Raw genomic sequence first — 17,388 nt, forward strand, 5'->3', positions numbered from 1 at the left:
CGCGGTACGGCCGGCGGAGGCGCGGGCGTCAGGCCACCGGTCGCATGCCCGCGCCCACGGCGCCGGTCAGGGAGCCGTCCGGTTCCGGCGGCACGTCCCCGGGAGTACCGCCGTGCGCGGCGATGGCGCGGAGGTAGGCCGCCTCGTAGCCGGCCGCCATGATCTCCGGGCGGAACCGCTCGACGACGCTCTTGCGGCACCGCGCCGGGTCCAGATCGCCCACGGCCTCCAGCGCCTCGGGCAGTTCGGCCGGGTCGTCGCGCACCAGTCCCGTCGCCCCGTCCTCCACCACCTCGGGCACCGAGCCGCGCCGGAGGGTGACCACCGGGGTGCCACAGGCCATGGCCTCGATCATCACCATGCCGAAGGGCTCCTCCCAGCGGAGCGGGAACAACAGGCAGCGGGCCCTGGCCAGCAGCTCCTTCTTGCGGACGCCGCCGACCTCGCCCAGCCACTCGACGCCGTCGCCCAACCGGGGCCTGATCTCGGCCTCGAAGTACTCCCGCTCCGCCGGTTCGCTGCACTTGGCGGCCAGTCTGATCTCCCGGCCCGCGGCGCGCGCGGCGTCGATGGCCAGGTGCATGCCCTTGTCGGGAGTGCAGCGCCCCAGGAAGAGGACCCAGTCCTCCTTGTCCGGACGGTAGGGGAAGTCCTCGGGGCGGAGCGCGTTGTGCACGGTGCCGCACCAGTTGAGTTCGGGGGCGGGGCGCCGTTGGGCGTCGGAGATGGCCACCAGGTGCACGCTGTCCCCCAGTTGTCGGTAGTACTCGCCCGGCTCGCCCTCGACCGGGCCGTGGACGGTGACCACCGTCGGGACGTTGCGGCCGCGGGCGAGCAGGGGACCGGCCAGCGAGTGGTCGTGCACCACGTCCACGTCCAGATCGGACAGGATCCGTCCGGCCGCCGCCGCGTGCAGCACCTCCGGCAGCGGTTCGCCCAGCCGCGGCCCCTGCGGCACGTCGTAGGTGCGCACCAGGCGGGCACGGGTCCCGTTGCGGCCGGCCGCGATCAGCGTCACCTGGTGGCCCCGCTCGACCAGCGCGTCGACCAGGTCGGCGCACATGGCCTCGATGCCCCCGTAACCGCGCGGGGGAAGGTCGAACCACGGTGGCGCGACCATCGCGATGCGAAGCTGCCGGTCGTTCATGCGAATCCTCCTTTGCACGCTTCGGTGTTTCGGACACGGACCGGTCGGGGCCCCGACGCCGGGGCCCGGCCGGGCGGATCCGGAGGGGGGACGAAAGAGCGGGACGGCCGCCCCGGGGACCGTGCGGAGACGGTGCGCAGACGGTGCGGGGGCGTCGAAGAGGCGGAGAGCGGGCAGGGGCGACCGGAGAGCGAGCAGGGGCGGCGGGGCCGCGAGGGGGGAAGGGCGCGGAGCGGCGGGACGGCCTCAACCGTCGAACGCCGTGCACGGGCACGGCTCGTCCGTCAGCTCCACACCGGGCGGCAGGCCGGCCACGTCCAGCCGCCCGTCGCGCAGCTCGACCCGTACGCGCGCGTCGCCCAGCGGCAGGTCCACCACGCGCAGCGGACCGAAGTGCTCGGGCAGGGCCGGCGCCAGGCGCAGCCGCCCGTGGGGCAGGCACGCCTCGGCGCCCAGCAGGACGCGCATCAGGTGCAGCGGGGTGGCCGAGGCCCACGCCTGCGGTGAGCAGGAGGCGGGATACGGCACCGGCTGGTCGTACTCGGCGCGGTCGAAGCCGCACAGCAGCTCCGGCAGCCGTCCGCCGAAGGCCGCCGCGGCGTCGAGCACGGCCTCGGCCACGCGCCGGGCGTGCTCGGTGAAGCCGTAGCGCATCAACCCGGCCGCCGCGATGCCGCTGTCGTGCGGCCACACCGAGCCGTTGTGGTAGCTCATCGGGTTGTAGGCGGCCATGGAGGTGGCCAGCGTCCGCACCCCCCAGCCGCTGAACAGTTCGGGCGAGAGCAGGTGCTCGGCGACCCGCGGTGCCCGCTCGGCGGCCACGATGCCGCTCCACAGGCAGTGGCCCATGTTCGAGGCCAGGGAGTCGACGGGGCGCTTGGCGCCGTCCAGCGCCATCGCGTACCAGCCCTTCTCCGGCAGCCAGAACCGTTCGTCGAACCGGCGCGCGAGTTCGCGGGCCTTGCCCCGCCAGCGCGCGGCGCCGTCCGCGTCCCCGGCGTCCTCGGCGAGGAGGGCGCGGGCCAGGTAGGCGGCGTGGACGTAGCCCTGCACCTCGGCCAGGGCGATCGGCGGCTCGGCGATGCGGCCGTCGGCGTCGTTGACGCCGTCCCAGGAGTCCTTCCACCCCTGGTTGGCCAGGCCCCGGTCGGTGGCGCGCCGGTACTCCACGAAGCCGTCACCGTCCCGGTCCCCGTACCGTTCGATCCACTCCAGAGCCCGGTCGGCGTGCGGCAGCAGCGCCCGTACCGCCTCCCGGTCGACGCCCCAGCGCAGCAACTCGCCCAGCAGGACGACGAACAGCGGGGTGGCGTCGACGGTGCCGTAGTAGACGTTGCCGCCCAGCACCAGTGAGGCGTCCACGCCGAAGCGCAGTTCGTGCGGGATCCTGCCGGGCTCCTCCTCGGTCATCGGATCGACCCGGGTGCCCTGGTAGCGGGCGAGGACCCGGGCGGTGCCCAGGGCCAGCCGCGGGTCGGTGGGCAGCGCCATCAGGGCGGTGAGGATCGAGTCCCGTCCGAACAGGGCCATGAACCACGGCGCTCCGGCCGCCACCACCGGGGTGTCGGGCACCTCCGGATCGAAGATGCGCAGCGCGCCCAGGTCGCGGCGGCTGCGGCGCAACGTGGTGCCCAACGCCTCGTCGCCGACCGAGACCCGGGGCCCGGTCTCCAGCCACGCGGTGTTGCGCTTCACCGGGCCGGCCTGCTCCACCGGCCGCTCCAGCGGGAAGGACGTCGGCGTCTCGACCCCGTCCACCAGCGGGGTCACCAGAACGGACTTCTCCCAGGTGCCGCGCGGCGGCACCACGACCCGGAAGGTGAGCGACCCCGGCGCCCCGGCCGCGCCCTCGGCCGCGATCCGGACGCCGCGGCTCTGCCCGCGCCACTGGCGCGACAGTTCCAGCGTGCCGTCACCGTGTTCCACCCCGTGCCGGCCGCGGTGGCGGACCCGCCCCTCCTTCACCTCGAACAGGTCGGCGAAGTCCGCCTCGGCGCGGAGGGTGAGCACGCAGGCGGCGGCCTCGTTGCCGAGGTTGCGCAGCACCACGTCCTCGCGCATCCCGGCGCCCACGAACCTGCGGCGCTCGACCAGGAGGGTGGCCTCCGTCTGTCCCGGCCGGGGGCGGGCGCGGCCGAGGAAGACCGCGCGGTAGGGCTCGGGGACCATCGTGGAGAGCGGGTCGAGTTCCTCGTCGTCCAACCGCAACCGCCAGGCCGACAGGATGCGGGTGTCCCGGTAGAAGAGTCCCTGGGACGTGCCGGGGGCGATGTCGCCCCCCGGCTCGGCCAGACAGAACGACGAACCCTCGATGAGTGTGACCGCACCGGTGTCGACCCGCGCGGATTCTCCGGCGAAAGTCCATCCCTCCGCCATCGTCACCCTCCCACACAGCAGAAAACGGCAAGCCGGATGTGGAGAACCACAGCAGAAAGGCGAGCAGAAGCACGCAGAAGAGAACGCCCGTGACCTCCTCGCGGAGATCACGCGACGATCACCGTCTTTATACGGTGTGACGCAAGTTTTCTTCAAGGGCGTGTGGCAGTGGAGTGGAGCGCGGATCGCTGAGGGGCGGGCGTCCGGACGGGGGAGAGGTGCCCGCCGGACGGGGGACGGCCCGGCACGGCGCCTTGTCGGACCCGTCCCGGAGCGCTGGTCTGGACGTCGACCGTGCCCTCCCGCGGTCCCTCCCGCGTCCGTCCCCGTCGCCCATCCGCCCCCGTACTGCCGAGGAGACCCCGTATGCCCCCGCGTTCCCGCACCGCCGCCGTCGCGGCCGTCGCCGCGCTCCTCACGATCGTCCCGGCGTCCGCCGCGCGCGCCGTGCCCGAGAACCCGGAGCCCGCACGCGGCGAGCTCTTCCTGACCGTCTCCGACGCGAAGGGAACCTGGACCCGTGGTGTGCTGCTGATCTGCCCCGACCAGGGGGACGGGCCCCATCCCCGGGCGGCCGCCGCCTGCACCGACATCGAGCGGGCCGGGGGCGAGCTGCGAGCCCTCTCCGGCCGGCAGAGCAACTGCACCAACGAGCACCGGCCGGTGGTCGCCGAGGCCGAGGGCACCTGGCGGGACAGCCGGCTGCACTGGCGGACGGAGTTCCCCAACGTCTGCGTGCTCGTCCGCCGGACCGGAGCCGTGTTCGACTTCTGAGTCCCGTGCCCTCGGTGTCCCGCCCACCGCGGTGGGCGGAACGCCGAAGGGGTCGGACAGCCGTCGGGGCCTCCGTCCACGTGCCCCGCTCGCGCGGTGTTCAGCGGCTCCGCGCCGTCGCCAGGCCCAGGGTCACCAGCCCCAGGACCACCCAGGCGAACCAGAGCCAGCCGCTGCCACCCAGCGCCACGGTGTAGGCGGTGATCACCACCAGGGCGGCCATCGTGGTGACGGCCATCGTCTTCGCCGTCTCCTGCATCGTTCGCACCCTCCTCCCGGTCGGTCGGACGGGTACCCGGGCACGGGGCCTCGACGCTTCCCGCCGCGACTCGGGTACCGCGTCCGTGCCCGGCACGGCCCGCCGCGCGCCTACCGGCCGCGGGCCTGCAACGACGAGAGGTAGGCGTTGTAGGCCGCCAGCTCCCGATCGCCGTCGCGGTCGGCGGCCCGGTCGCTGCGCCGGGCCTGTCGCTGTTCGGAGAAGTACCACTGGAAGACCAGGGCGATCAGGACGACGACCGACGGAATCTCGCTGAAGGCCCACGCGATGCCGCCCGCCGCGTTCTGGTCGGCCAGCGCGGTGACACCGAGCGAGGCGGGCGGGTCGGCGTACGCCTCCACCATCGGCTCGCCGGCCATCATCAGCGCGATGCCGAAGAAGGCGTGGAAGGGCATGCCGGCGAACAGCTCCAGCATCCGCATCACGTAACCGGGGCGGTGCGGTCCCGGGTCCACGCCCATGATCGGCCAGAAGAAGATCAGCCCCACCGCGAGGAAGTGCACCATCATCGCGATGTGCCCGGCCCCGGAGCCCATCAGGAAGTCGAACAGCGGGGTGAAGTACAGGGCGTACAGGCTCGCGATGAACATCGGGATGGTGAACACCGGGTGCGTGATCACCCGCACGTACCGGCTGTGCAGCACCGCCACCAGTACCTCGCGCGGTCCCTTCCGGCCGCGCCCGGCGGCCGGGAGCGCGCGGAGCGCCAGCGTCACCGGGGCGCCCAGCAGCACCAGGATCGGCGACAGCATGCTGATCACCATGTGCTGCACCATGTGGACGCTGAACAGCACCATGCCGTAGTCGTTGAGCCCGGTGCACATCATCAGCGCCACCGTCAGGACACCCAGGACGAAGGAGACGGTGCGGCCCGTCTGCCAGGTGTCGCCGCGCCGCCGCAGTCGTGCGACTCCCCAGCCGTAGAGCGCCAGCGCCAGCAGGCAGCCGACGAGGAAGAACGGTTCGGGGGAGAACTCCAGGCCACGCCCGAGGGTGAACGGCGGGAGGTCCGTCGTCATGCCGTGTCCGTCGTGGTCCATCCGCAGCTCTCCCATATCGTGCCGTTCCGCTCGAACCAGAGTAGAACCGCCCCCGACCGGGGTTTTGGTCGGGGGCGGTGTGTCGGGGGCGGGCCCGAGCGGCGTCGGACGCCCGTCAGGCGGGCTGGGTGGCCGCGGCGATCCGTTCGGCGCGCAGCGCCTCGTACCACCGGTCGTCCACCGGCGGCAGCGCGTTCACGTCCAGGGCGATCTTGATCAGCAGGTCCGCGATCTGCGGGTTCCTGGCCAGCACCGGACCGTGCATGTAGGTGCCGAAGACGGTGTCGTTCCAGGCGCCCTCGGTGCCGTCTCCCGTGCCGTTGCCCCGTCCCAGCCGCACCCGGGCCAGCGGTCGGGCCGTCGGGCCCAGGTGCGTGATCCCCTGGTGGTTCTCGAAGCCGGTGAGCTGGGGCAGGCCCAGTCGCTCGTCGATGTCGGCCAGGACGTCGCCGACACAGCGCTCGCCCTCGCCGCGGGAACTGGTCACGTCCAACAGGCCCAGACCCGGCTCGCGCTGTCCGAGGTCGTTGACGAACTCGTGCCCCAGGATTTGGTAGCCGGCGCAGACCGAGAAGACGATCGCGCCGTTGTCCACGGCCCGGTTCAGCCCGCCGTCGCGGCGCAGCCGCTCAGCCGCCAACCGCTGCGGTCGGTCCTCGCCGCCGCCGATCAGGTAGATGTCCCCGGAGGTGGGGATCGGCTGGTCGGACCGGACGTCCGTCCGGTGCACGGCCAGTCCGCGCTGTCGCGCGCGCCGCTCCACCACCAGGGCGTTGCCCTGGTCGCCGTAGGTGCTCAGCAGGTCCGGGTAGACCCACACCAGGCGCAGGCCGCTCTCATTCATGCTCGCTCGCCATCCTCGCCGTGTCTTCGTAGGGCTCTGGGCTCGTGGATCAGTTGCCGACGACGCGGCGGATGTCCTGGAACGCGGTGTAGTTCGCGATCACCTCGATCCGGCCGGGCGGGCACTGCCGCACGGCCTCGGCGGGGCCGTCGCACACCTGGAAGTCCACCCCGGCCACCTCCAGCCGGACCGCCAGGTCCAGCTTGCGGTCGCCGATCACGCAGATGGGGTGGCCGGCCAGCCGTGAGTAGTCCACGTCCCACAGCCAGGAGGTGTCGGTGCCGTCCGCGCCGCGGGCGTTGACCGACAGGATCACGGGGGCGGGCGGGGGGTCGATCAGCGAGAAGGTCTCCAGCCAGCCCGCCGGGTTCTTCGCCAGCAACAGACGCAGCTCGCGCCCCTGGAAGGAGACCACGTCGTAACGGCCGGCGACCGCGGTCACCGAGTACATGCGTTCCAGCGCCGCCTGGGGCGGGACGCCGAAGGCGGCGGCGACGGCCGCGGAGGTGGTGGCGTTGGCCTTGTTGGCGCGGCCGGGGAGCTGGAGACGGATCGGCCAGGCCGAGCCGTGCGGATCCAGCACGTGGTCGCCCGAGAGGGCCCAGCTCGGGGTGGGGCGGCGGAAACCGCACTCGCCGCAGAACCAGTCGTCGCCGGGGCGCTGCATGACGCCGCCGCAGGCGGGGCACGACCAGGCGTCGTCCTTCCACTCCTGCCCGGCGGCCACCCACACCACGTTGGGGGAGGAGGAGGCGGCCCACACCACCAGCGGGTCGTCGGCGTTGGCCACGATCACGGCCTTGGAGCCGGACAGGCCCTCGCGCCACCGCTCGGCGAGCATCCGGGTCTCGGCGGCGCGGTCGAGTTGGTCGCGGGAGAGGTTGAGCAGGGCGATGGCCTTGGGCGTGACGTCCCGGGCGACCATGGCGAGGTACTTCTCGTCGACCTCGATGACGCCGTAGCGGGCATCGCCGCTCCCGGCGAGCGCGGCCGTGATGCCCGCGGGCATGTTGGCGCCCAGGGCGTTGGAGACGACCGGGCCGGCGGCGCGCAGCGCCTCGGCGATCAGTCGGGTGGTGGTGGTCTTGCCGTTGGTCGCCGACACCAGGACGACGTCCAGTTTCTGGGCGAGCCTGGCCAGCAGGTCGGGGTCGAGTCTGAGCGCCACCCGTCCGCCGATCACCGACCCGCTGCCGCGGCCCGCGGCCCGCGACACCGCCGCGGCGGCCTTGCCCGCCGTCACGGCCAGCTTGGCCCGCGGCGGCAGCGGCTCCGTGTTGCCTGCCATCGTCCTGTCCCTCCTTGCCCCTGGGTCGGGCATCAGCCTACCGAGGTCCTCTCCCGGTCCCGAACCGCGCCACCCGAAGATGATCAGCACGGCGTAGGGCGACGCCCGTGCCCGCGACGACGTCCCCGGACGTTCCGGTTCCGTCCGGCTCCCGCGGTCGCCGGGTGGACGGGGCCCGCGCCGGGGCGCGAGTGGCGCCGTCCGATGCGGAACCGACCCGTCCGGCAGAGCGCCCGTTCGGGTCGACGCGGCGCCCGCCGGGAGCCGGTGGGCGGGCCGGACGGTGCCCCCGACGGACGCCGTCCGCGACCGCCGGGACGGTGCGGACCGCCGTCGTCGGCGCCACGGGGCCCGACCTCCGCTCGATGGGGACCGGGGCGTCATCGTACGCGTTCCGGGGAGTCCTCCGCCGCCCGGCCCGGGGCGCCGAAACCCTCCGGGACGGTGGGACCGTGACGCGACGTCGCCGCCCGCGGGCCGGGCGGCGTCCGGGTCCTCCGGGCGGTCCGCCGCCGTCAGAAGCCGGGTCCGCCCGCACGGTCGTCCGCCGTGGCCAGGGCGCCCCACAGCAGATCCGCCAGGTGCTTCACGAGCGACTGCCGGGGGCAGGGGCGCTCGCGCAGCCACCAGTCGCCGGCGGCGTGCATCATGCCGACGATGCCGTGCCCCCACACCCGGGCTCGTTCTCCGGAGTCGGGGTCGAGTTCGACGCGTTCGGCGATGACGGTGGCCAGTTCCTCGCCGAGCCTGCGCAGCAGCGGCGCCGCGTGCTGCCCGATGTCGAAGCCGCGTTCGCCGCCGGGCTCCTCGGCGGGGTGCATCAGGAAGCGGTACACCTGGGGCCGGGCCTCTATGGCGGCCAGATAGGTGTCCAGGGCGGCCTCCACGCGTTCGCGCCGGTCGGTGGGCTCGTCCAGCGCGGTCCGCAGCGCATCCACCAGGGCGTCGGTGTGCCGTACGGCCAGGGCGCGGTAGAGCCCGCCCTTGTCGCCGAAGTGCCGGTAGAGGATGGGTTTGGTGATGCCCGCCTCGGCGGCGATGGCGTTCATCGAGGCGCCGGGGCCGTCCCGCAGGACCACCCGCTCGGCCGCCTCCAGCAACTCCCTGCGGCGCTGCTCGGCGGCGCCGCGCTGCCCGTCGCGCCGCCTCTCCCGCTGTGTGGTCTCCATCTGCCCGGTCTCCCCGTCCCTGTACGCCTCGGCGCGTTTCGCCGTCTTCCACCCTCGCGCAACGTAACACCCGCCGAAGACGGCGAGACGGACCGGTGGACGCCGGTTGACACGGCGCCGGGCGGTGACATATTCACGTTACCGCTAGTAACAACCAGATGGAGGGGCTTCCATGGCGGAGTTCGCATTCGACCTCAACGACGACCAGAAGGCCGTTCGGGACTGGATCCACGGCTTCGCGGCCGACGTCATGCGCCCCGCCGCCGCCGAGTGGGACGAGCGGGAGGAGACCCCCTGGCCCATCCTCCAGGAGGCCGCCAAGATCGGTCTGTACTCGCTCGACTTCTACGCCCAGCAGTACTTCGACCCCACCGGCCTGGGCATCCCGATGGTGATGGAGGAGCTGTTCTGGGGCGACGCGGGCATCGGCCTGTCGATCGTCGGCACCGCCCTGGCGGCCGTCGGCGTGCTCGCCAACGGCACCGAGGAGCAGATCGGCACCTGGATCCCGCAGATGTACGGCGACGCCGACGACGTCAAGGTCGCGGCCTTCTGCTCCTCCGAGCCCGACGCCGGATCGGACGTCTCCGCGATGCGCACCCGCGCGGTCTACGACGAGGCCAAGGACGAGTGGGTGCTCAACGGCACCAAGACCTGGGCGACCAACGGCGGCATCGCGAACGTCCACGTCGTCGTCGCCGTCGTCGACCCCGCACTCGGTTCCAGGGGACACGCCTCCTTCGTCGTCCCGCCGAACACCCCCGGCCTCTTCCAGGGACAGAAGTTCAAGAAGCACGGCATCCGCGCCTCCCACACCGCCGAGGTCGTCCTGGACGACGTCCGGATCCCCGGTCACTGCCTGCTGGGCGGCAAGGAGAAGCTGGACGAGCGTCTGGCCCGCGCCCGCGAACGAGCCGGGAAGGGCGGCGCGGGGGCGCCCTCCGCCGGAGGCAGGGGGAGCGTGGGGAACGCCGCGATGGCCACCTTCGAGGCGTCCCGTCCGGCCGTGGGCGCCCAGGCCGTCGGCATCGCGCGCGCCGCGTACGAGGTCGCCCTGGAGTACGCCGGGACCCGGGTGCAGTTCGGCCGCCCGATCATCGACAACCAGGGCATCGCCTTCCAGCTCGCCGACATGCGCACCCGCATCGACGCCGCCCGGATGCTGGTGTGGCGGGCCTCCTGGATGGCGGCCGCGGGCCGGCCCTTCGAGGCCGCCGAGGGATCGATGTCCAAGCTCTTCGCCGGGGAGACGGCCAAGACCGTCACGGCCCAGGCGATGCAGATCCTCGGCGGCAACGGTTTCACCCGGGAGTACCCGGTGGAGCGCATGCACCGGGACGCCGCGATCTACTCGATCTTCGAGGGCACCAGCGAGATCCAGCGGTTGGTCATCGCCCGCACGATCTCGGGTGTGCACATCCGCTGATCCCCGGGCCCCGCGGGCCCGTTCGGCAGGCCCCTCGCCGGGACCTCCCGGACGCGCCGCCGCACCGTTGCGCGACCCGCCGCGATCACCCGACACGGCGGCGGCCATTCGGGGTGATCGCGGCGGCGTCCGTGGCGCGCGGCGATGCCTCCCCCCAGGTCGTGGAATGCTGAACGACCCTCAACCGTCGCTGGTCAGCGCGGTCTTCCAGGCACGGGGACCCTCCCGAGGGGGCGGTCCCCACCGTCCGGAGACCCGAGTGAGCATGTTCACAAAGGATCCGTGATCGCCCGATTCGGGCCGATGGTGACGCACTATCCGTAGAAGACCGCAAGACCCCGTCGAAGGGCGGGGCCGCCCGGGCGGACGCCGAATCCTGCCGCCGCCCGGGCGAGTCCGGACCGAGACGACGACACGGCAGGAGCGGGAGACCCGAGCACGGCGGATCGCGTCGCACGACGCGGTCCTTGGGGTGAAGCCACATCAGGTGGCCGGGCAACTTCGCCGGCCCGAACCCGACAGGTCATCTTTCGCAGGCGCATGACGAAGGGTTCGCTCATGTCTGCGCACACACCCATAACGGGACGGTTGTCCCGAGCGGGCATCACCACCGCCGTCACCGCCGTCACCCTGGCGGGTACGACACTGATCCCGTCGGCCACGCCCGACGCGGAAGCGGCCACTCCCGCGAACAAGGCGCTCAGGGTCGCGGCCTCCAAAAAGGGGTCGCCCTACCAGTACGGGGCCGCGGGCCCCAGCCGGTTCGACTGCTCGGGACTCATCCAGTACTCCTACAAGAAGGCGGGCAAGAAACTGCCGCGCACCGCGGCGGCCCAGTACAACCGCTCCAAGCGGATCTCCGTCACGACCCGCAGGAAGGGCGACCTGGTCTTCTTCCACTCCGGCGGCAGCGTCTACCACGTCGGCATCTACGCCGGCGGCGGCCGGGTCTGGCACTCCCCGAAGCCGGGCAAGACCGTCCGCAAGGAGAGGATCTGGACCAAGAACGTGCGGTACGGGCGCGTGAGGTGACACCGGGTCGGGTCGGGCCCCACCGGGCCCGGCCCGACCCGGTTCGCACGATTCCGGTTCGGCTCCCGGCGATTCCGCCGAGGGCGTGAAGTCCTTCCCCCGCCACCGGCCGGCGGGAAGGCTCGTCCCCATGAGACTTCTGGTGCTGGGTGGAACGGAGTTCGTCGGACGCGCGGTCGTCGAGGAGGCGATCGAGCGCGGTTGGGACGTGACGGTCCTCCACCGGGGGCGACATCCCGCGCCCCGCGGTGTCACCGCCCTGCACGGCGACCGCACCGAGGGCCGTGCCGGCCTGGCCGCGTTGGAGCGGGCGGCGGCCGACGGGGGCTGGGACGCCGCGGTCGACACCTGGAGCGGGGCGCCCTCCGCGGTCCGCACCGCCGCCGCGCTGCTGGAGCCGCATGTCGGGCACTACGCCTACGTCTCCAGCCGCTCGGTGTACCTCTTCCCGCCCGCGGCCGGTACCGACGAGGGAGGCCCGCTGGTCGACGGATCGTCCGACGACACCGACGACGCCGACTACGCGCGGGCCAAACGGGGTGGGGAACTGGCCACCTCGGAGACCTTCGGCGACCGCGGCCTGTTGGTGCGTGCGGGATTGATTCTCGGCCCGTACGAGAACGTCGGGCGGCTGCCGTGGTGGCTGTCCCGCGTCGCGCGCGGCGGAGAGGTCCTGGCCCCCGGCCCCCGCGCTCTCCCCCTGCAGTACGTGGACGCCCGCGACCTCGCCGGCTGGACGCTGGACGCTGTCGCGCGCGGGCTCGGTGGCCCGTACAACCTGGTGAGTCCTCCCGGTCACACCACCATGGGCGCGTTGCTGGAGAACTGCGTGCGCGTCACCGGTTCCCGCGCCGAGCTGCGCTGGACCGCTCCCGAGGCGATCCTGGCCGCCGGGGTGGAGCCGTGGACGGACCTGCCGGTGTGGACCCCGCCGGGCGAGTTCCACGACGGCATGCACCGGGGAGACGTCTCCAGAGCGGTGGCGGCGGGACTGCGCTGCCGTCCGGTGGCCGAGACGGTGGCCGACACCTGGGACTGGATGCGCGGACCGGAGGGTGGCGTGCCGCCGCGCGTCGGCCGGTCCCGTGTCGGTCTGGCGCCGGAGCGGGAGGCCGAGATCATGCGGTCGCTCGGCGGCGACTCCTAGGGTGGTGTGTGCCCCGTCGCGAGGGCGGGGGACCGAGGAGGTGGAACGTGGGGACGGACGAGAGGGACGAGGCGGAGCCGCCGGGGAAGGGGAGGCGGAGAGCCGGTCCGCTCCTGATCCTGGGGTGGGCGGTGCTCACGGTGGGGGGTGCCGGAGCCACCTGGGTGTTGAACGCCGACATCGACAAGGGCGTCGAGCGCCACGGCTGGAGCGAGTACGTCCCACTGGGGGAGGAGTCCTCGCCCGCCCCGGCGGAGGGCTCCTGCGGGCCGCCCGAGACCCCGACGCCCGGACACGTTTGGGCGTGCGCGCGGTCCGTCGGCGAACCGAGCGATCCGCCGTCCTGGTGGGAGCCGCCGGTGGAGCCCCGCGTCAAGGAGCCGTACGTGGGGCCGGACGGGGAGGCGACCCTCCGGCTCCACCGCGGCGGGGAGTGACCGACGTCCGGCTCCCTCACTCCGCCCGGCGGGGCGCGTGGTGTGCCAGGACCCGGTGCAGCAGCCGCACGAGGTGCTCGCGCTCGTCGGTGGAGATCCCGGCGAGCAGCTCGTCCTGCACCCGGCCCAGCGCCCCGTCGAGCCACTCCAGGTGCCGTCGGCCCTCGGGAGTGACGGAGACGATGTTGCGCCGCCGGTCCGCCGAGTCCGGGGAGCGGGTGACCAGGCCGCGGTCGGCCAGTTCGTTGAGCGCGGCGACGACGTCGCTGCGGTCGATGCCGCAGCGACGCCCCAGCGCGGCCTGGCTGGCCGGACCGTACTCCTCCAGGGCGGCGAGCAGGGCGTAGTGGTAGCGACGGTCGTCGGTGGCGGCGAAGGCCTCCCACACCAGGCGGTGGGCGTGTGCCGTCACCTGTGACATCAGCCAGATCGGGGCGTTCCTCAACCGGGCGGGTGCGGCGTCGTGGGCCGTCGTGTCCATGGGGGGAGCCTAACAAGGCCGTTGGTCGCACCCACGGGACCGACGGACGCGCGGGACCGTTCTCGCGACAGGCCCGAACGGGCTGTGACCATCGCCCGCGCCGGGGTACAGGTGGGGCTATGAGCACTGAACAGAACGGACAGACCGCGCAGACCGGTGGACAGGACGTGTGCCAGGTCGAGATCGAGCTGCCCCACTGCACCGCGGCGGACGCCGATGCCGTCTTCACCGCCCTCGGGTCGCTCTTTCCCCGTTCCCCCCAGGTGGGGAACGGTCGGCGGGGAGCCGGGGAGGAGGGCGGAAAAGGCGGAACGAAGTTCTGGATGGGGACGGTCGACGTCCGTACGCACGGCGAGGTGGAAGAGGCGCCGGAGCTGAGCGAGGCGGTCGAGGCCGACCTCAGCGGCAGCCCCGACGCGGTACGGCAGGTGCAGGACGCGCTGGCCGGCCTCTACGACGTGACGGCCGAGCCCCGGATCTCCGGGGACCAGGAGGTGGAGGTGCGGTTGAGGCTCGCCCGGCGCTGACCGTCCGACTCCGGCGGTGGGGCCGCGGCGCCCGGCGCGGTGCCGGGCCTCCGCCCGCCGCCGCGCCGGCACGTCGGGCACGGTCGGTCGGGAGGGCCGACTGAGAGCGCCGCGCGCGGGTACGCGGGCTCGCGGACGTAAGGAACGGTCGGAGCGGCCGCCGAGCGTCCCGTTCCCGGAGCGGCCGCGCGGCCTCCACCACCCCAAGGAGGGACCCCATGCCCATCTCGACCACCAACCCGGCGACCGGGGAGACGCTGGAGACCTTCGAGGCCATGGACGCGGAGGAGGTCGGGAAGCGGCTGGAGCGTGCCCGCGCCGCCTTCGAGGAGTACCGCACCACCGGCTTCGCCGAGCGCGCCGACCTGATGCGTCGGGCGGCCGACAAGCTGGAGAAGGACCGGGACGACATCGCCCGGACCGTGACCACCGAGATGGGCAAGCCCGTCACCGCGGCCCGAGCCGAGGTCGCCAAGTGCGTGAAGGCGATGCGCTGGTACGCCGAGCGCGCCGAGGAACTGCTGGCCGACGAGTACCCCTCGCAGGGGGACGTCGAGGACAGCGGTGGCACCGCCGCCTACGTGCGCTACCGCCCGCTGGGCCCGGTGCTGGCGGTGATGCCGTGGAACTTCCCCCTCTGGCAGGTGATCCGGTTCGCCGCGCCCGCCCTGATGGCGGGCAACACCGGTCTGCTCAAGCACGCCTCCAACGTGCCGCGCACCGCCCTGTACCTGGAGGAACTCTTCCGCCACGCCGGATATCCGGAGGGATGCTTCCAGACCCTGCTGATCGGATCCGGGGAGGTCGAGGGCGTTCTGCGCGATCCGCGCGTGGCCGCCGCGACGCTCACCGGCAGCGAACCCGCCGGGCGCTCCGTCGCCTCGGTCGCCGGCGACGAGATCAAGAAGACCGTCCTGGAGCTGGGCGGCAGCGACCCGTTCCTCGTCCTGCCCTCGGCGGACCTGGAGAAGGCGGCCGAGGTCGCGGTGACCGCGCGCACCCAGAACAACGGCCAGTCCTGCATCGCCGCCAAGCGCTTCATCGTGCACCGGGACGTGTACGACGAGTTCGCCCGGCTCTTCACCGACGGCATGCGGGCGCTGAGGGTCGGCGACCCGATGGACGAGTCCACCGAGATCGGGCCGCTCTCCAGCGAGCGGGGCCGGGCCGATCTGGAGGAGCTGGTCGAGGACGCCCGCGAGCGCGGCGCGACGGTGCTGTGCGGTGGACGTCGGCCGGCGAGCCATCCGGCGGGCTGGTTCTACGAACCGACCGTCCTGGCGGACGTCGCGCCCGGGATGCGGATCCACCGGGAGGAGACCTTCGGGCCGGTGGCCACCCTCTACCGCGTGGCGGACCTGGACGAGGCGATCGAGGTGGCCAACGACACCGACTTCGGCCTGAGCTCCAACGTCTGGACGCGGGATCGGGCGGAGCAGGAGCGGTGTGTGCGGGACCTGAGGGCCGGCGGTGTCTACTTCAACGGCATGACCGCGTCCCATCCGGCGATGCCCTTCGGCGGAGTGAAGCGCTCCGGCTACGGTCGTGAGCTGTCGGGCCACGGCATCCGTGAGTTCTGCAACATCACCACGGTCTGGCACGGCACGCCTCCGGACGTGCCCGCCGCCGAGTAGCCGGTGGCGGCGGTCGCGGCGCGGGGCCGAGCGGTCGTGTGACGGGACGCCGCCCGGCTCCCGTCAGGCGTCGGTCAGCCGTAGCTCCGCCCAGACCACACGCCCCTGTGCCCGGGAGACGGGGACATCGCCCCAGGCGTCGGCGAGGGTGTCCACGAGCTGGAGGCCGCGTCCGTTGGTCGCCTCCACGTCGGCCGAGCGCGCCGCGAGCCCGAGCGCTCCGGTGCCCTGGTCGCGCACCTCTATACGCAGCCGGTGCTCGCCTCGCAGGAGACAGCACCCGATCCGGTCGCTGACGGTGTGGACCACCGCGTTGGTGACGAACTCGGAGACGACCAGTTGCGCGGTGTCGACGACGTCCGGGGGGCAGTGCCAGCGACGCAACCACTCCGTGAGCAGGCGCCGTGCCACGCCGACGGAGGAGCGCTGGGCCGGCACCTCGAACTCGGCCCGGTGCGGGGAGCGTGGGACGGGTACGGCCGACAGGGTGGGGACCAGGTGCGTGGAACGGGGGAGAAGAGCCATCAGTGGCTCGCCTTTCGTACGCCGGAGGGCGCCGAGGGCGGCGCCCCGCGTCCGTCGTCGGCGCCGTGGGGAGGACCGACGCTCGAGAGCGTCGGTCGATCGGTCGCCGGGTCCAGCAGCGCGCCGCGGCAGACGGGGACGGTGAGGAGGCGGGCCTCGCGGGGGAGAAGGGGCGAGGGCCCGCGTGCCGGGGCGGTTCGACGCCGGTGCGGCCGCGTCGTGAACTGGATCACCCGGCTACTATGCTCGTTGGTGTCCGCAAAAGGCAAGAAGAGTTCTGCAAATTGCAAGGTTCGATTGTCATTCTGACTGCTTCACCGGAGTCGGTCTGGCCGCGCCGCCCGGCTCGTGGCACACTGCTCTGCCTGTGAGGCACAGGTGGGGAAGGAGAGGTCATGGGCGAGTCCCGGTCGGCACCGACCGTGGGACAGATCGTCCTTGGGTTGCGCCTGCGTGACCTGCGGGAACGAGCCGGATGGTCGTTCGAGGCAGCCGCCAGGGTGCTGAGCGTCACCACCTCCACCGTCCGACGCATGGAGAAGGCCGAGGTCGGTCTCCGCCCCCTGTACGTCAAGGCCCTGCTGGAGAGCTACGGCGTCGAGAAGGACGAGGTCGACGCCTTCCTCGCCCTGGTGGAGAAGGCGAACAGACCCGGTTGGTGGCACCGCTTCCGCAGTGTCCTGCCCGACTGGTTCAGCCTCTACGTGAGCCTGGAGAGCGAAGCGAGCCTCATCCGCTCCTACGAACCGCACTGTGTCCCCGGCCTGCTCCAGACCGAGGACTACGCCCGCGCCCTGTTGCGCACCGGCTTCCCCGGCGCGGACGAGGAGGAACTCGACCGCCGGGTCGCGCTGCGGATGGGGCGGCAGCGGCTCCTGGCCAAGGACGACGCCCCGCGCCTGTGGATGGTGCTGGACGAGCAGGTGCTGCGGCGGCCGGTCGGCGACGCGGGCGTGATGCGGGCCCAGATCGACCGACTGATCGAGGAGAGCACCAAGCCGAACATCAGCGTGCAGATCATGCCCTTCGAGGCGGGTCCGCACCCCGGGATGTTCGGTCCCTTCCAGCTCTTCCGGTTCAGCTATCCCGAGCTGCCGGACGTGGTCTACACCGAGAGCCTGACCGGCGCCGTCTACATCGACGAGCGACCCGAGGTCACCGCCTACCTGGAGGCACTGGACCGCATGGTCACCCAGGCCCTGCCGGTCCAGGACACCCAGCGGGCGCTGCGGGAGCTGCGCGACCGGTACTGAGCGCCGGG

Annotated in this window: 17 protein-coding genes and 1 riboswitch; of the genes, 8 read left to right on the plus strand and 9 right to left on the minus strand. The window is 72.9% G+C overall.

Annotation, left to right across the window (positions count from 1 at the left end; genetic code table 11):
• Nucleotides 1–28 precede the first annotated feature (28 nt).
• Nucleotides 29–1,147, minus strand: coding sequence for a glycosyltransferase family 4 protein (locus F0L17_RS24465; RefSeq protein ID WP_202917933.1), 1,119 nt, complete (start codon nucleotides 1,145–1,147; stop codon nucleotides 29–31).
• Nucleotides 1,148–1,393: 246 nt separating this feature from the next.
• Entirely contained in the window at nucleotides 1,394–3,523 is a 2,130-nt protein-coding gene (locus F0L17_RS24470; RefSeq protein ID WP_155072719.1) for an amylo-alpha-1,6-glucosidase, read from the minus strand.
• A gap of 366 nt (nucleotides 3,524–3,889) precedes the next feature.
• On the opposite strand from F0L17_RS24470, the gene F0L17_RS24475 reads away from it, so the two are divergent.
• A complete protein-coding gene (locus F0L17_RS24475; protein ID WP_155072720.1) occupies nucleotides 3,890–4,297 on the plus strand; it encodes an SSI family serine proteinase inhibitor in 408 nt (135 codons plus the stop codon).
• Nucleotides 4,298–4,397: 100 nt separating this feature from the next.
• Here the strand turns inward: F0L17_RS24475 and F0L17_RS27170 are convergent, their stop codons facing one another.
• From F0L17_RS27170 to F0L17_RS24495, 5 genes are all read right to left on the minus strand, one after another.
• The gene (locus F0L17_RS27170; RefSeq protein ID WP_202917934.1) at nucleotides 4,398–4,556 is read right to left on the minus strand and encodes a hypothetical protein; all 159 of its coding nucleotides are present in this window, start codon (nucleotides 4,554–4,556) and stop codon (nucleotides 4,398–4,400) included.
• A gap of 110 nt (nucleotides 4,557–4,666) precedes the next feature.
• Nucleotides 4,667–5,617: a cytochrome c oxidase assembly protein gene (locus tag F0L17_RS24480; RefSeq protein WP_155074156.1), complete on the minus strand. Its 951-nt coding sequence runs from the start codon at nucleotides 5,615–5,617 to the stop codon at nucleotides 4,667–4,669.
• Nucleotides 5,618–5,732: 115 nt separating this feature from the next.
• Nucleotides 5,733–6,461, minus strand: coding sequence for a type 1 glutamine amidotransferase (locus F0L17_RS24485; protein WP_155072721.1), 729 nt, complete (start codon nucleotides 6,459–6,461; stop codon nucleotides 5,733–5,735).
• 49 nt (nucleotides 6,462–6,510) lie between these two features.
• Nucleotides 6,511–7,749: a MurT ligase domain-containing protein gene (locus tag F0L17_RS24490; protein ID WP_155072722.1), complete on the minus strand. Its 1,239-nt coding sequence runs from the start codon at nucleotides 7,747–7,749 to the stop codon at nucleotides 6,511–6,513.
• 515 nt (nucleotides 7,750–8,264) lie between these two features.
• Entirely contained in the window at nucleotides 8,265–8,918 is a 654-nt protein-coding gene (locus F0L17_RS24495) for a TetR/AcrR family transcriptional regulator (RefSeq protein ID WP_155072723.1), read from the minus strand.
• Between the two features lie 172 nt (nucleotides 8,919–9,090).
• On the opposite strand from F0L17_RS24495, the gene F0L17_RS24500 reads away from it, so the two are divergent.
• The 4 genes from F0L17_RS24500 (at nucleotide 9,091) to F0L17_RS24515 (ending at nucleotide 12,960) form a co-directional block, all read left to right on the plus strand.
• On the plus strand, nucleotides 9,091–10,344 hold the full coding sequence (locus F0L17_RS24500; protein WP_155072724.1) for an acyl-CoA dehydrogenase family protein: 1,254 nt from the start codon (nucleotides 9,091–9,093) through the stop codon (nucleotides 10,342–10,344).
• 397 nt (nucleotides 10,345–10,741) lie between these two features.
• Nucleotides 10,742–10,898: riboswitch (cyclic di-AMP (ydaO/yuaA leader) on the plus strand.
• Between the two features lie 4 nt (nucleotides 10,899–10,902).
• Nucleotides 10,903–11,376, plus strand: a complete 474-nt coding sequence (locus tag F0L17_RS24505; RefSeq protein WP_155072725.1) for a C40 family peptidase — start codon at nucleotides 10,903–10,905, stop codon at nucleotides 11,374–11,376.
• Nucleotides 11,377–11,506: 130 nt separating this feature from the next.
• Nucleotides 11,507–12,523 carry an NAD-dependent epimerase/dehydratase family protein gene (locus F0L17_RS24510; protein WP_155072726.1) on the plus strand — a complete coding sequence of 339 codons (1,017 nt, stop codon included), beginning with the start codon at nucleotides 11,507–11,509 and terminating at the stop codon, nucleotides 12,521–12,523.
• Between the two features lie 47 nt (nucleotides 12,524–12,570).
• Nucleotides 12,571–12,960, plus strand: coding sequence for a hypothetical protein (locus F0L17_RS24515; protein WP_155072727.1), 390 nt, complete (start codon nucleotides 12,571–12,573; stop codon nucleotides 12,958–12,960).
• 16 nt (nucleotides 12,961–12,976) lie between these two features.
• Here the strand turns inward: F0L17_RS24515 and F0L17_RS24520 are convergent, their stop codons facing one another.
• On the minus strand, nucleotides 12,977–13,441 hold the full coding sequence (locus F0L17_RS24520; protein WP_155072728.1) for a MarR family winged helix-turn-helix transcriptional regulator: 465 nt from the start codon (nucleotides 13,439–13,441) through the stop codon (nucleotides 12,977–12,979).
• A 119-nt stretch (nucleotides 13,442–13,560) separates the two neighbouring features.
• Between F0L17_RS24520 and F0L17_RS24525 the strand changes: the two genes are divergently transcribed.
• Together F0L17_RS24525 and F0L17_RS24530 are read left to right on the plus strand one after the other, a co-directional pair.
• The gene (locus F0L17_RS24525) at nucleotides 13,561–13,968 is read left to right on the plus strand and encodes a hypothetical protein (protein ID WP_155072729.1); all 408 of its coding nucleotides are present in this window, start codon (nucleotides 13,561–13,563) and stop codon (nucleotides 13,966–13,968) included.
• A 218-nt stretch (nucleotides 13,969–14,186) separates the two neighbouring features.
• The gene (locus F0L17_RS24530) at nucleotides 14,187–15,602 is read left to right on the plus strand and encodes an NADP-dependent succinic semialdehyde dehydrogenase (RefSeq protein WP_155072730.1); all 1,416 of its coding nucleotides are present in this window, start codon (nucleotides 14,187–14,189) and stop codon (nucleotides 15,600–15,602) included.
• 63 nt (nucleotides 15,603–15,665) lie between these two features.
• On the opposite strand, the gene F0L17_RS24535 is transcribed toward F0L17_RS24530, so the two are convergent.
• Nucleotides 15,666–16,127 carry an ATP-binding protein gene (locus F0L17_RS24535; protein ID WP_155072731.1) on the minus strand — a complete coding sequence of 154 codons (462 nt, stop codon included), beginning with the start codon at nucleotides 16,125–16,127 and terminating at the stop codon, nucleotides 15,666–15,668.
• 395 nt (nucleotides 16,128–16,522) lie between these two features.
• Here F0L17_RS24535 and F0L17_RS24540 point away from each other — a divergent pair, with 395 nt between their 5' ends.
• Nucleotides 16,523–17,380, plus strand: coding sequence for a helix-turn-helix domain-containing protein (locus tag F0L17_RS24540; RefSeq protein ID WP_155072732.1), 858 nt, complete (start codon nucleotides 16,523–16,525; stop codon nucleotides 17,378–17,380).
• Nucleotides 17,381–17,388: the final 8 nt, after the last annotated feature.

Origin of the sequence: Streptomyces taklimakanensis (assembly GCF_009709575.1) — a bacterium.
In the GTDB taxonomy this organism is placed as follows: Bacteria; Actinomycetota; Actinomycetes; order Streptomycetales; family Streptomycetaceae; genus Streptomyces; species Streptomyces taklimakanensis.